Below are 12,707 nucleotides of genomic sequence, written 5' to 3'. Positions count from 1 at the left end.
GGCGGCCGGGACGGATTGGGACAGGACCTTGAAGATCTTCATCGCCGGCCTCGCCACCGAGACCAACACCTTCGCGCCGCTGCCCACCGGACGGTCGGCGTTCCACGCCGACTTCGCCCGCCGGGACGGCAGCCGGAACCCGCCGAGCCTCAGCAATATCGGCCTCAAGGCCTGGCGCGCGCTGGCCGAGGCGGACGGGCACGCGGTCGTCGAGAGCCTCTCGACCTTCGCGCAGCCCGGCGGGATCACCCTGCGGGGCGTCTACGAGGAGCTGCGCGACGCCCTGCTGGCGGACCTGGAGGCCGCGATGCCGGTCGACGCGGTGCTGCTGTTCATGCACGGCGCCATGGTGGCCGAGGGGTACGACGACTGCGAGGGCGACACTCTGGAGCGGGTCCGCGCCATCGTCGGCCCGGAGGCAACGATCGGCGTCGAGCTCGACCTCCACTGCCACCTCACCGAGACGATGCGGGCCAGCGCCGACGTCATCGTGATCTACAAGGAATACCCGCACACCGACATCGTCGACCGCGCCCGCGACCTGTACCCGCTGGTCGTCCGGACCGTGGCGAAGGACATCCGGCCGGTGATGGCCTACGCCGACTGCCGGATCGTCAACATGTGGCGCACCAGCCGCGAGCCGGTCGCGGGCTTCGTCCGCCGCATGGAGGCGTTGGAGGGGCGCGACGGCATCCTGTCGGTCTCCTTCGGGCACGGCTTCCCCTGGGGCGACGTGGCCGATGTCGGCGCCAAGATGCTGGTCGTGGCCGACGGCGATGCCGGCAAGGCGCAGGCGCTGGCCGACGAGCTGGCCGGTGCCGTCTGGGCGATGCGCGAGGAGGCGGCGAGCCACTGCGACACGATCGACGCGGCCATCGACCGGGCGCTCGCCTCCGGCGACCCGCGCCCGATGGTGCTCGCCGACTTCGCCGACAATGCCGGCGCGGGCGCGCCCTCCGACAACACCGCGATCCTCGCCCGCCTCGCCGAGCGGGGCATCGCGGACGTGGCGCTCGGCCTGATCTGGGATCCCGGCGCCGTCGGCATCTGCCACGAGGCCGGCCTCGGGGCGACCTTCACCCTCCGGATCGGCGGCAAGTGCGGCGTGACCTCCGGGAACCCGGTGGACCTGCGCGTCACGGTCCGCGGCCTCTCGGACGACCACAGCCAGACCGGCCTCAGCGGCGGCCGGGCCCATCTCGGCCCCGCGGCCTGGGTGGAGGCGGACGGGATCCACGTGGTGCTGACCCACAAGCGCCAGCAGGCCTTCGCGCCCGACGCGTTCACGGGCCTCGGCCTGAGCCTCGACGACAAGCGGATCGTCGTGGTGAAGTCGATGCAGCACTTCTACGCCGCCTTCGCGCCGATCGCGAGCGAGGTCCGCTACGTCGCGGCGCCCGGCGCCGTGCCCCCGGATTACGGCGCGATCCCCTACACCAAGCGGTCCGGCCTCTACTGGCCGCGCGTCGCCGATCCGTTCGTCGAGGAGAGAGCCCGATGATCCCGGAGACGATCCCGGAGACGATCCAGGACCTGCCCTTCGACGCGCGCGACATCCTCGCGACCCTGCAGCCCTGGGTCCTGTGCGAGAGCCCGACCCACGACGCGGCGGCGGTCAACCGCATGATGAGCGTCGCCGCCCGCGACCTCGCCCTCCTCGGGGCGACCGTCGAGACGATCCCGGGCCGCATGGGTCTCAGCGACTGCGTCCGCGCCCGGTTCCCGCACCCGGATCGCGGCGCCCCCGGCATCCTGGTGCTCGGCCACCTCGACACGGTGCACCCGGTCGGCACCCTCGGGAGCCTGCCCTGGCGGATCGAGGGCGACCGCGCCTACGGTCCCGGCATCCTCGACATGAAGGGCGGCAACGTCATCGCGCTGGCGGCGATCCGCGCGCTGGCGGCGGCCGGGATCGGGACGCCGCTGCCGGTGACCGTCCTGTTCACCGGCGACGAGGAGGTCGGCAGCCCCTCCACCCGCGACCTGATCGAGGCGGAGGCCGCCCGCCACGCCGTCGTGCTGGTGCCCGAACCCGGCCAGCCCGGGAACGGGGTGGTCACCGGGCGCTACGCCATCGCCCGCTTCGACCTCGAGGCCCTGGGCCGCCCGAGCCACGCCGGCGCCTCGCCCCACGAGGGGCGCTCGGCGATCCGCGCGATGGCGCGGAAGATCCTCGCCATCGACGCGCTGTCGGATGCCGACTGCACCGTCTCGACCGGGATCGTCTCGGGCGGGCAGTGGGTGAACTGCGTCCCGACCGTCTGCCGCGGGCAGGCGCTCAGCATGGCCAAGCGGCAGGCCGACCTCGACCGCGGCGTCGAGCGGATGCTGGCCCTGTCGGGCGAGGAGGACGGCGTCCGCTTCACCGTGACGCGCGGCGTGACCCGGCCCGTCTGGGAGCCGGATGCGGGCTGCATGGCGCTCTACGAGCGGGCGCGCGCGCTGAGCGAGGCGCTTGGCCAGCCCCTGCCCCATCGCAGCGCCGGCGGCGGCTCGGACGGCAACTTCACCGGCGCCAACGGCATCCCGACCCTCGACGGGCTCGGGCCGCTCGGCCAGGGCTACCACACCCTGGAGGAGCACGTGCTGATCGAGACCCTGCCGCAGCGGGCCCGGCTGTTCGCGGCCCTGCTGGCCCATCTCGGCGCCGCCGGCCGGGCCTGAGCCCGGCCGCGCCGCTCTCGGGCGCGGCCACGGTTCGGGCCCGGTCGACACGGATCCGCCTCAGGCCGGATCGACCGGCATCTCCGGCACGCCGCCGGCCTCGATCGCCGCCCCGGCCGCGAGGCAGAGGTCCTCCCGGTAGCGGGCGGCGACCAGTTGCACCCCGACGGGCGTGCGCCCGACGAGGCCGGTCGTCACCGTGAGCGCCGGGACGCCGATCGGCGCCAGCCCGACCTGCAGCAGGTTCGCCTCGAAGGCCCGGGCGATCCCGGCATCGCCGGTCCGGTCGAGACCGTCCGGGAAGGGCAGCTCGCCCGAGACCGGGACGAGCAGCACCGGGGTCTCGGCGAGGAACACCGCCCAGTCCCGCGCCAGCGTCGCCCGGCGGGTCAGCGCCCGGGCGATGGAATCGGGCGCCATCGCCTCGGCCCGCGGCCGGAAGCTCTCCAGGAGACCGATCGCCGCCGGATCCCCTTCCCGCTCCGCCGCGGCCCGGACCGCCGCGTAGCCGTCGCCGAGCCAGAGCTGGAGCTGCAGCTCGCTCGCCTCCCGGATCGGCGGGGTGTCGGCGATCTCCGTGACTTCCCACCCGGCCTCGCCGAGGCGCCGCGCGGCCTCGCGCAGCGCGGCCTCGACCTCCGGTGCTGTGGCGAGACCCCCGGGCCGCACGCAGAGGGCGACCTTGCGCGCGACCGGCGGGCCGTCCAGCGGCGCCGGCACCCACCACGGGTCGCGCGGGTCGGGTGCGGCCATGACCTCGAGGCCGAGGCGCAGGTCGGCGATGCTGCGGGCGAGCGGACCGGAGACCGCCATCAGCTGGGGGCCGATGCCGCGCTCGGGCGAGGACGCGTTCCAGGCCGGGATCCGGCCCAGGCTCGGGCGCAGCCCGTGCACGCCGCAGGCGTAGMCCGGGTAGCGCACCGAGCCGGCGATGTCTGTGCCGTGCGCGATCGCCCCGATCCCGGCCGCCACCGCGGCGCCGGCGCCCCCCGACGAGCCGCCGGGCGTCAGCGCCGGGTCGCGGGGATTCCTGGTGTCGCCGTGGAGCTGGTTGGTGGTGAACCAGCGCAGCGAGAAGGCCGGCGTGTTGGTCCGCCCGAGCAGCACGGCGCCGGCCCGGCGCAGGTTGGCGACGACCGGATTGTCGTCCGTCGCCACGAGGTCGCGCTGGAGGCGCAGGCCGTTCGTCGTCGCGAAGCCGCGCTGGTCGGCGTTGACCTTGACGGTGACCGGCACGCCCGCCAGCGGACCGGGGGCCTCGCCCCGCGCCCGGGCGGCGTCCACCGCGTCCGCCTGCGCCAGCACGTCCTCGGGGCGGTGCTCGACCACGGCGTTGATCCGCCCGTTGACGGCGTCGAGCCGGTCGAGGGCGTCCCGCGCCACCTCCCGGGCCGAGACCTGGCCGGAGCGGATCCGGGCCGCGAGGTCGGTCGCCGTCAGACGCCAGAGCTGCATGGGTGTTCCTTTCGCGCCCGGACGGGCGGGATCCATCCTACGATTCGCACCGCCCGGGCGGCTCCCGGCCGGCCCGCGCAGCATATTCAAAATGCAAGACGGCGGCCGCTTTTTTGCGCATCCGCGGATCGCGAGCCCGGCCAAGGCTTTGCCGCGCTGCAGCGGAAGCGCCTAAGCATTTCGACGTATACAACCCTTGCCACCCTGGGAACGACTGATAACCTCGCCCTCGTTCGCGCGTTCGACCGGCCAAACCAGTGAGAAGGGACGACTTCCTCAGACGAAAGCAGGCACCCTCCAGCATAAGGCAGGCTCCCATGGCAGAGGTGATTCGCGTCAGGCCGACTCACGACGGCACCTATACCGTGTATCGCGGGACACTCGCGTTGATATGCGGTCTCACCCGCCTCCAGGCCGAGCGCTACGAAGCAAGTCTCAGCCGACAGCAGCGCGCCGACCTCGCGGTCGCCGGCATCTGAACCGCATCGTCGCCGTACACCGGGCCGGCGCCGCCGTCGTCGCGGCCGTGCCGGCTCACGCCCTCAGGCGCGGTTCGGCGCGTCGAGGTCCAGCGTGCCGAGGTCGCCCACGGCGCCCGACGCGTCGAGGCCGCGCCGACGGGCCGCGACCGTGAAGCCCTGGTCCGCCCGGCCGATCTCGTAGAGCAGGTAGGAGGCCCGGCGCGACGCGATCGCCCCGTGGCCGTCCGCGCGCGCCGACGCGGAGGGCGCCCCGATGACCGGAACGGTCCGCCCGTCCGGCCCCGCGATCCGGGCGGTGCTGGTGACGTGATTGTGACCGTGCAGGATCAGGTCCGCGCCGGCCCGTCCGATCATCGCGGTGAACGCCGCTGCGTCCTTGAGCTCGCGCCCCGGCGAGGCGCCGCCGGGCTGCGGCGGATGGTGGATCATCACCACCCGGAACGGCCGGCCGGGCTCGGTGGCCAGGGCGCGGAGCAGGGTCTCGGCCGCGGCCAGCTGCGACGCGCCGAGGCGGCCGGTCGCCACGAAGGGCTTCGTCGGGATCGCGCTGGACAGGCCGACCAGGGCCAGGGGGCCCCGCCGCCGCAGGTACGGGAAATGGCCCCAGGAGCCCGAATCGTCCCCCGTGTAGCGGCCGCAGGCGGCGAGCAGGCCCTCCAGGGAGCCGCGGACGTAGGCGTCGTGGTTGCCCGGCACGAAGCTCACCGCGTCGGGGGACCCCAGGGCCTCCAGGAAGGTGCGGGCGGTCTCCCACTCGCTGGGCAGGCCGATGTTGCACAGGTCGCCCGTGCAGGCGACGTGCGCGGCCCCCTGCGCCTTCAGGTCGGTGACCAGGGCCTCCAGCACGGTCATGTCGTGACTGCGCGAGCGCCCCCGCCGCCAGTTGGCGTAACCGGTGGCGCGCTTGCCGATGAGCTGGCGGAGACGCACCGGCCCGAGGGGGCCGACATGCGGATCGCTGAGATGGGCGAGGCGGAAGGTCAACGCCGGTGGGCACCCTCGAGACCGGGAGAGGCGTCCCGCATCGCGGGCGCGGCGCGTCCCGTCAAGCGCTTCCGATCAGCATCCCGACGACGAGCACGAGCGCGCCGCCGAGCATGACCTGCAGGGCCGCGCGCCAGAACGGCGTCGCCATGAAGCGCGTGCGGATCGCCGCGATGACCACGAGTTCCACGATCACCACCAGGACCGCGAGGCTGGTGGCCAGGACGAACGGGTTCGGCCAGCCGGCCGGGAGGGTGTCGGGGATCGCGTAGGGCAGCGTGTGGCCGAGGCCGCCGAGGGTCGTCATCGCCCCGCAGACCAGGCCGCGCATCCACGGATCGCCGCGGCCGGTGACCGCGCCGTCGTCCGACAGGGCCTCGGTGAACCCCATGCTGATGCCGGCGCCGACCGAGGCCGCGAGCCCCACCAGGAAGGTCGCGCCGTTGTGACCCGTGGCGAACGCCGCCGCGAAGATCGGCGCGAGGGTCGAGACCGAGCCGTCGATCAGGCCGGCGAGGCCAGGCTGCACGTAGCGCAGCACGAAGGTGCGGCGGGCTTCGGCGTGCAGTTCTGCGGCGCTGTCGAGGACGGCGGCCATGCGAGTCTCCTTCTTTTGACCAATTCCAATCTACAGTCTGGAATTGATCTAAACAAGAGGCGCCGCCGTGTTTTCGCCGCGCCGCGGGAGCATCCGCGGCGGCGGAAGGGCGGCCCGTCCCGGCGGCCTATCCGTGTGGTTGTGGGCGAGGCCGATTGTCTCGTCTCCGGAGCGGGGGCTAGACCATGCGCGGTCGGATTCGGTCCGGAACTCCTCGGGCGGCGGCGCGCCGGCCCGACCCAAGCGTGACATGAGCCTCGGTAAGCGTCTCCTCCGCAGCCCGCCCGTTCAGCGCCTCCTCGGCCGACTCGCGGCGGCCTATCTCCGGCTGGTGCGCCTCACCAACCGCTTCGAGATCCGGGCGGGCGAGGTGTCCGCGGGCGCCGCGGACGGGTGGATCGACGCGCAACTGCCGCTCATCGCCGGCATGTGGCACGGGCAGCACATCATGATGCCCTTCATGCGCAGGCCGGGCGATCGGGTCGCCACGATCATCTCCAAGAATCCGGACGGCAACATCAACACGATCGCGCTGGAGCACCTCGGCGTGCGGGTGATGCGGGCCTCCGGCGCCCGCGGCCGCGGGCGCGCCACCGATCAGCGCGCCAAGGGCGGCGCGGAGGGCCTGCGGGCCATGCTGCGGGCCCTGAAGGCCGGCGAATCCGTGGCCTTCAGCGCCGACGTGCCCAAGGTCTCGCGCCGATGCGACGCCGGGATCCTCACCCTCGCGCGCTTCTCCGGCCGGCCGATCGTCCCGGCGGCCGTGGTGACGAGCCGGCACCTGCGCTTCAACTCCTGGGACCGGGCCTGCCTCGGGCTGCCCTTCGGCCGCGGCGCGATCGTGCTGGGCGACCCGATCTACGTCCCGCGGGACAGCGAGGGCGAGGCGTTCGAGACGCTCCGCCGCTTCGTCGAGGCCGAGATGAACCGGGTCCACGCCCGTGCCTACGCGCTCGTCGGGCGCGCCGACCGGGCCGCGCTCTACCGCGACCCCCTCCCCGAGACGGCGCGCGCGCCGGTGGGAGACCTCGCGTGAGGCGCCCGTCCGTGACCCTGCCGCTGCAGGCCTACCGGGCCGGCCTGCGCATCGGCGAGCCGGCGCTGACCGGTCTGCTCGCGTGGCGCGCGCAGCGCGGCAAGGAGGATCCGCGCCGGCTCCCGGAGCGGCGGGGCCTGCCCGGGCGAGCCCGGCCGGTCGGGCCGCTGGCCTGGATGCACGGCGCGAGCGTGGGCGAGGCCCTGTCGTTGATCGGGCTCGTCGAGGGCATGATCGCCCGCGGCTTCTCGGTCCTCGTCACCACGGGCACGCGCGCGGCCGCCGAGCTGGTCGGCGGCCGGCTGCCCCCGGGCGCGGTGCACCAGTACATGCCCCTGGACGCGCCGCGCTGGGTCGGGCGCTTCCTCGATCATTGGCAGCCGGACCTCGCGGTGATCGCCGAGTCGGAGATCTGGCCGAACACGATCCTGGCGCTCGACGAGCGCGAGATCCCGCTGATCCTGGTCAACGGGCGCATGTCGGAGCGCTCGTTCCGGGGCTGGGAGCGCTGCCCGCGCACCGCCAAGGCGCTCCTGTCGCGGATCGCGATCTGCCTCGCGCAGACCCAGGAGGACGGCGAGCGCTTCGCCAAGCTCGGCGCGCCGCGCGTGAGCATCGCCGGCAACCTGAAATTCGACGCCTCGGTGCCGCCGGCCGACGCGCAGCAGCTCGCCTATCTGGGATCCATGATGGCGGGCCGGCCGGTCTGGGTCGCGGCGAGCACGCATCCCGGCGAGGAGGCCATGGTCGCCTACGCGCACGCGATGCTGAAGGCGCAGTTCCCCCAGCTCCTGACAATCGTCGCCCCGCGCCACCCGGCCCGGGGAAGCGAGGCCGTCGCCTGCGCGAACGCCGTCGGCCTGCGCAGCGCGCGGCGGTCCAGCGGCGGTCGCCCCCATCCCTCGATCGAGGTCTACGTCGCCGACACGATCGGCGAGCTGGGGCTGTTCTACCGCCTCAGCCCCCTGGTGTTCCTCGGCGGTTCCCTCGTTCCGCGGGGCGGCCAGAACCCGATCGAGCCCCTGCGCCTCGATTCGGCGGTGCTGCACGGGCCGCACACCGAGAATTTCGGCGTGATCTACCGGGCCCTGGACCGCGCCGGCGGCGCGATGCCGGTGCGCGACGGCGTCGAGCTGGCGGCGGTCGCCGCCGAACTCCTCGGTGACCGGGCGCGCCTCTCCGACATGGCCCGCGCCGGGCAGCGCGCCCTGGAGCCGTTCGAGGGGGCGGTGGCGCGNGGTGCGGGTCGATCCCGCGCACCACGCCGCCGCCGATGTCGGTGACGAGCCGCTGCTCCTCGCCCGCCTCGCGCCCGCGGTCGTCGCCCGGGACCGCCCGGCCGGGGCCGCCCTGTGCCGGAGCCTCGGCGCCGACGTCATCGTGATGGATGACGGCCTCCAGAACCCGAGCCTCGCGAAGGACCTCAGCCTCGCGGTGGTCGACGGACCCGCCGGTCTCGGCAACGGCCTGCCGTTCCCGGCGGGTCCGCTGCGCGCGCCGCTCGCCCGGCAATGGCCGCACGTCGCTGGTCTGATCGTGATCGGCGACGGGGCCGGGGGCGACGCGGTCGCCCGGGCCGCCGAGCGGCGCGGCCTGCCGGTCCACAGGGCGCGCCTCGTCCGGGAGACGGACGATCTGGCCGGCCGCCGCTGCCTCGCCTTCGCGGGGATCGGCCGCCCGGAGAAGTTCTTCGCGACCCTGGCCGAGGCGGGGGCGGTGATCGTCGGGACGCGCTCCTACCCGGACCACCATCCCTACCGGGCGCGCGCGCTGACGGCGCTGTCCGAGGCGGCCCGGCGCCTCGACGCGGAGCTCGTGACCACCGAGAAGGACGCGGTGCGCCTGCCGCAAGCCTTCGCGGCGGGCGTGCGGGTGCTGCGCGTCCGCCTCGCGTTCGACGACGCGGACGCCCTGCGCCGGCAGATCCGCGGCGCGCTCGCCGCCCCGTGACCGCCGGTGGCGACCGTCAGGGGCGGCCGGTTTCCTTCAGCCGCTTGAGGATCGCCTCGGGGGAGACGTAGGCCTCCTGGCGGGCGGCGCTCCAGTAGCGCAGGGAGTCGAGCGGGATCGGCTCGCCGGTCACCGCGCAGCGCACGAAGCTGCCGGGCTTGACCACCCGCATGGTGCCGTCGCCGTACTCGACGACCGCCTCGCCGTTGTTCGCGCGCTCGTAACGACCCAGCACGTCCGCCTCCTGCTCGATGGTGCCTTCTACACGATCCGCGCGCGCCGCGATGCCCGCGGGGCTCAGGTCAGCATCGACGGGGTCTCGTCCCGCGCCAGCAGGGTCCGGGCCGTGGCCGCGTCGACGTGCATCCGCTCGACCAGGGCCGCGGCGCTGGCGAACCGCTCCTCGCCGCGGATGTACCCGACGAACTCCACGGCGATGTCGTGCCCGTAGAGATCGCCGGAGAAGTCGAACAGGTAGGTCTCCAGCAGCGGCGCGCCGTCGTCGAAGGTCGGGCGGCGCCCGTAGCTCGCCACGCCGTCGCGGAACGCGCCCGAGGCCAGGCGGACCCGCACCGCGTAGATGCCGTGCGCGAGCCCGCAATCGGGCAGCATCACGTTGGCGGTGGGGAAGCCCAGCTGGCGGCCCCGCTTGTCGCCGTGGCGGACCGTCCCGAGGACGAACCAGCGATAGCCGAGCAGCGCGTTGGCGCGGGCGACGTCGCCGGCCGCGAGGGCCGCGCGGATCGCGCTCGAGGAGACCGGCTCGGTCTCGTCGCCGAGGGCGACCGGCGCCACGATGCGGCAGCTCATCCCCGCCTCCCGGCAGAGGTCGGCCAGGATCGCGGGCGTGCCCTCACGGCCACGGCCGAAATGAAAATCGTGTCCGACGACGACGCCGGACAGGCCCAGCGATCCCTTCAGGAAGTCGAGCACGAAGGCGCGGGCGCCGGTCTCGGCCAGGTCCCCGTCGAAGCGGCGCACGATCAGCCCGTCGAGGCCCAGATGCGCGAACACGATCTCCTTCGCGGCGAGGCCGGTGAGCCGGAACATCGGCGCGTCGGGCATGAAGTAGGCCCGCGGGTGCGGTTCGAAGGTCAGGATCGCGGACGGCCGGCCGGCCGCGCGGGCGGCGGCGCGCACGCTGTCGACGAGCGTCCGGTGCCCGAGATGGACGCCGTCGAAGTTGCCGATCGCCGCCACGGCGCCCGCCAGGGCCGGCGGGACGGGGGCGTCGGCGCGGCAGATCGTGAAGGGTCGCGCGGCCGTGTCGTCGCCTGTGGCCATCGGTTCGGGTCGAGTGCTCGGAAGGGTCGGATAGGGTCGCCTGACATGCCGCGAGGGGCCCGACGCGGCCGGACCCTGCCCAAAGGCGCCCGGAGGGTCAAGCGAGGCGGCCCACGCGGGCGGCCATGCGCGGGCCGCGCCGATTAACGGCTTCGCAATGCGCGTGCCCTATTTGAAATGCTGTGCAGCGCAGCTAAATTGCAGCGTTAGCGAAGCGTTAATCTATCCGGGAGCCGCCGCGGCTTCCCGCCGGGCAATACGGAGCAGTTGTTCGATGGCTCTCGACCTGAGCATGCCGATCCTCGTTGTCGACGATTACCAGACGATGGTCCGCATCATCCGCAATCTACTGAAGCAGCTCGGCTTCGAAGAGGTCGACGACGCTTCCGACGGGACCGAGGCGCTCGCGCGACTGAAGGGGCGCAAGTACGGGCTCGTCATCTCCGACTGGAACATGGAGCCGATGACCGGCTACGAGCTGCTCCGCCACGTGCGCGCCGACGAAAATCTTCGCACGACACCGTTCATCATGGTGACGGCCGAATCGAAGACCGAGAACGTGATCGCGGCCAAGAAGGCCGGCGTGAACAACTACATCGTCAAGCCCTTCAACGCGGCCACGCTGAAGTCCAAGATCGAGGCGGTCTGCGGCAGCTGACCGGCCTCGCGTCTTCGACCACCGCGCGTCCGGACGGATCGCTCCCGCGCCGCCGGACGCCGAGACGTGGCGTGGCCGGCCAGGACGGCCACAGATCCGAGGAGGAGAGCATGTCGTCAGCCGCCGCACGGCAGCCCGATCTGCGGCTTCGGGAGCCGCAGACCGTGATCTCCGAGCTGATCGAGATCGCGGATTACATCGCCCATCTCCGCGAGGAGATCGGGGCGCTGCGCGCGAACGAGATGAGCCGGGACCGGATTCCCATGGCGCACGAGGAGCTCGGCAGCGTCGTGGAGGCGACGGCCGGTGCCACCAACACGATCATGGAGGCCGCCGAGGCGATGCTCGGCCTGCCCGACGGGCCGGGCTACCGCGACGCGGTCGAGGAGCGCATCAACACGATCTTCGAGGCCTGCGCGTTCCAGGACATCACCGGCCAGCGCATCGCCAAGGTGGTGGAATCGCTGCGCCTGTTCGAGCAGCGCCTCGCCCGCTTCGTCGGCGCCGTGAAGGCCCGCGACGCGGCCTCCATGGATCCCGCCGAGCGCGCCCGGCGGACCCGGGCCGAGGATCTCATGCTGAACGGCCCGCAGGCCGTGGACGCCATGCCCTCCCAGGACGACATCGACGCGCTGTTCGCCTGACCCGGACCGGCGCGGGCTCGGCCGCCGGGGGAATCGTCGCCTGCGCGGCGGTCGACACGGTGGCGGTCGACTCGGTGGCGGTCGACTCGGCTGCGGCTGACCGGCTAGACCGCCTTCCGGACCCGCCGCGATGCGGGGCGGGCGGAGGCCGCGGCAGCGATGACGGCGCAGTTCTGGTCCGAGCTCACCACCGAAGACTTCACCCGACGCGACATGGGTCGCGCGATCGCCGTCCTGCCGGTGGCCGCCATCGAGCAGCACGGCCCCCACCTGCCGCTCGCCACCGACACCCTCATCGCCGAGGGCTACCTCGCCCGGGTGCGCGACGGCGTGCCGGCGGATCTCGACGTGCTGCTGCTGCCGGTCCAGCCGGTGGGCAAGTCCGACGAGCACGACGCGTTTCCCGGCACGCTCTCCCTGGAGACCGGCACGGCGCTGGCCGCCTGGACGGGGATCGGCGCGGCCGTCCACCGCGCCGGCTGCCGCAAGCTGGTGATCGTCACGAGCCACGGCGGCAACAGCGCGCTCATCGACCTCGTGGCGGGCGAGCTGCGCGCCCGGTTCGACATGGTCGCGGTCACGACGTCCTGGGCGCGGCTCGGCTATCCCGAGAGCCTGTTCCCGGCGGACGAGATCGCCCACGGCATCCATGCCGGCGGCATCGAGACGGCGCTGATGCTGGCCCTGCGTCCGGACCTCGTCCGGACCGACCGGGTCGCGGATTTCCCGCCGCGCACGCTGTCGATGACCCGCGCGTTCACCCATCTGCGCGCCGGGCGGCCCGCCGCCTTCGCGTGGAAGGCCGGCGACCTCCAGGCTTCGGGCGCCATGGGCGACGCGCGGCTCGGCACGGCCGAGGCCGGCCGCGCCGCGCTCGACCACGGCGCGCGGGCCTTCGTCGCCCTGCTGCGCGACGTCGACGCCTTCGAGCTCGCGCCGCCGGTGTAACCGC

Annotated in this window: 12 protein-coding genes and 2 pseudogenes; 9 read left to right on the top strand and 5 right to left on the bottom strand. The window is 73.7% G+C overall.

Annotation, left to right across the window (positions count from 1 at the left end; genetic code table 11):
- Nucleotides 1-28: 28 nt before the first annotated feature.
- Complete coding sequence (locus MMR14E_RS09605) at nucleotides 29-1,501, top strand: M81 family metallopeptidase (protein WP_331313868.1); 1,473 nt, start codon at nucleotides 29-31, stop codon at nucleotides 1,499-1,501.
- On the top strand, nucleotides 1,498-2,664 hold the full coding sequence (locus tag MMR14E_RS09600) for a M20/M25/M40 family metallo-hydrolase (RefSeq protein ID WP_331313867.1): 1,167 nt from the start codon (nucleotides 1,498-1,500) through the stop codon (nucleotides 2,662-2,664). Before MMR14E_RS09605 ends, MMR14E_RS09600 begins: the two co-directional genes overlap by 4 nt.
- Nucleotides 2,665-2,724: 60 nt before the next feature.
- Here MMR14E_RS09600 and MMR14E_RS09595 read toward each other — a convergent pair whose 3' ends face one another.
- Entirely contained in the window at nucleotides 2,725-4,119 is a 1,395-nt protein-coding gene (locus tag MMR14E_RS09595; protein WP_331313866.1) for an amidase family protein, read from the bottom strand.
- A gap of 317 nt (nucleotides 4,120-4,436) precedes the next feature.
- Here MMR14E_RS09595 and MMR14E_RS09590 point away from each other — a divergent pair, with 317 nt between their 5' ends.
- Nucleotides 4,437-4,598 carry a hypothetical protein gene (locus MMR14E_RS09590; protein ID WP_012317896.1) on the top strand — a complete coding sequence of 54 codons (162 nt, stop codon included), beginning with the start codon at nucleotides 4,437-4,439 and terminating at the stop codon, nucleotides 4,596-4,598.
- Between the two features lie 63 nt (nucleotides 4,599-4,661).
- On the opposite strand, the gene MMR14E_RS09585 is transcribed toward MMR14E_RS09590, so the two are convergent.
- Both MMR14E_RS09585 and MMR14E_RS09580 read right to left on the bottom strand, forming a co-directional pair.
- Nucleotides 4,662-5,585, bottom strand: coding sequence for a metallophosphoesterase (locus MMR14E_RS09585; protein WP_331313865.1), 924 nt, complete (start codon nucleotides 5,583-5,585; stop codon nucleotides 4,662-4,664).
- A gap of 61 nt (nucleotides 5,586-5,646) precedes the next feature.
- Nucleotides 5,647-6,162 (bottom strand): annotated as a pseudogene (locus tag MMR14E_RS09580) (VIT1/CCC1 transporter family protein); the annotation flags it as partial.
- Between the two features lie 271 nt (nucleotides 6,163-6,433).
- Between MMR14E_RS09580 and MMR14E_RS09575 the strand changes: the two are divergent.
- The 3 genes and pseudogenes from MMR14E_RS09575 to lpxK form a co-directional block, all read left to right on the top strand.
- Nucleotides 6,434-7,219: a lysophospholipid acyltransferase family protein gene (locus MMR14E_RS09575; protein ID WP_331313864.1), complete on the top strand. Its 786-nt coding sequence runs from the start codon at nucleotides 6,434-6,436 to the stop codon at nucleotides 7,217-7,219.
- Nucleotides 7,216-8,502, top strand: coding sequence for a 3-deoxy-D-manno-octulosonic acid transferase (locus MMR14E_RS09570; protein WP_331313863.1), 1,287 nt, complete (start codon nucleotides 7,216-7,218; stop codon nucleotides 8,500-8,502). Before MMR14E_RS09575 ends, MMR14E_RS09570 begins: the two co-directional genes overlap by 4 nt.
- Nucleotides 8,459-9,169, top strand: a pseudogene (gene lpxK / locus MMR14E_RS09565) (tetraacyldisaccharide 4'-kinase); the annotation flags it as partial. The gene MMR14E_RS09570 and the pseudogene lpxK, both read left to right, overlap by 44 nt.
- A 16-nt stretch (nucleotides 9,170-9,185) precedes the next feature.
- Here lpxK and MMR14E_RS09560 read toward each other — a convergent pair.
- Together MMR14E_RS09560 and MMR14E_RS09555 are read right to left on the bottom strand one after the other, a co-directional pair.
- Nucleotides 9,186-9,404 carry a DUF2093 domain-containing protein gene (locus MMR14E_RS09560; protein WP_331313862.1) on the bottom strand — a complete coding sequence of 73 codons (219 nt, stop codon included), beginning with the start codon at nucleotides 9,402-9,404 and terminating at the stop codon, nucleotides 9,186-9,188.
- 62 nt (nucleotides 9,405-9,466) lie between these two features.
- Complete coding sequence (locus MMR14E_RS09555; RefSeq protein WP_331313861.1) at nucleotides 9,467-10,453, bottom strand: bifunctional riboflavin kinase/FAD synthetase; 987 nt, start codon at nucleotides 10,451-10,453, stop codon at nucleotides 9,467-9,469.
- Nucleotides 10,454-10,727: 274 nt separating this feature from the next.
- Here MMR14E_RS09555 and MMR14E_RS09550 point away from each other — a divergent pair, with 274 nt between their 5' ends.
- The 3 genes from MMR14E_RS09550 (at nucleotide 10,728) to MMR14E_RS09540 (ending at nucleotide 12,703) form a co-directional block, all read left to right on the top strand.
- Nucleotides 10,728-11,111, top strand: coding sequence for a response regulator (locus MMR14E_RS09550; protein WP_012317888.1), 384 nt, complete (start codon nucleotides 10,728-10,730; stop codon nucleotides 11,109-11,111).
- 110 nt (nucleotides 11,112-11,221) lie between these two features.
- Nucleotides 11,222-11,755, top strand: coding sequence for a protein phosphatase CheZ (locus tag MMR14E_RS09545; protein ID WP_331313860.1), 534 nt, complete (start codon nucleotides 11,222-11,224; stop codon nucleotides 11,753-11,755).
- Between the two features lie 159 nt (nucleotides 11,756-11,914).
- Nucleotides 11,915-12,703 (top strand): creatininase family protein, encoded by a 789-nt coding sequence (locus MMR14E_RS09540; RefSeq protein WP_331313859.1) that lies wholly within the window; start codon nucleotides 11,915-11,917, stop codon nucleotides 12,701-12,703.
- Nucleotides 12,704-12,707: the final 4 nt, after the last annotated feature.

It is taken from the genome of Methylobacterium mesophilicum (genome assembly GCF_036441335.1).
Classification (GTDB): Bacteria; Pseudomonadota; Alphaproteobacteria; order Rhizobiales; family Beijerinckiaceae; genus Methylobacterium; species Methylobacterium mesophilicum_B.
This window is presented reverse-complemented; position numbering and strand designations above follow the sequence as displayed.

What these genes read in the sequence shown, in the direction of transcription:
- MMR14E_RS09600 (WP_331313867.1), top strand. Translation starts at nt 1,498, where the DNA reads ATGATCCCGGAGACGATCCCGGAGACGATCCAGGACCTGCCCTTCGAC.
- MMR14E_RS09590 (WP_012317896.1), top strand. Translation starts at nt 4,437, where the DNA reads ATGGCAGAGGTGATTCGCGTCAGGCCGACTCACGACGGCACCTATACC.
- MMR14E_RS09575 (WP_331313864.1), top strand. Translation starts at nt 6,434, where the DNA reads ATGAGCCTCGGTAAGCGTCTCCTCCGCAGCCCGCCCGTTCAGCGCCTC.
- MMR14E_RS09555 (WP_331313861.1), bottom strand. Translation starts at nt 10,453, where the DNA reads ATGGCCACAGGCGACGACACGGCCGCGCGACCCTTCACGATCTGCCGC.
- MMR14E_RS09550 (WP_012317888.1), top strand. Translation starts at nt 10,728, where the DNA reads ATGGCTCTCGACCTGAGCATGCCGATCCTCGTTGTCGACGATTACCAG.
- MMR14E_RS09545 (WP_331313860.1), top strand. Translation starts at nt 11,222, where the DNA reads ATGTCGTCAGCCGCCGCACGGCAGCCCGATCTGCGGCTTCGGGAGCCG.
- MMR14E_RS09540 (WP_331313859.1), top strand. Translation starts at nt 11,915, where the DNA reads ATGACGGCGCAGTTCTGGTCCGAGCTCACCACCGAAGACTTCACCCGA.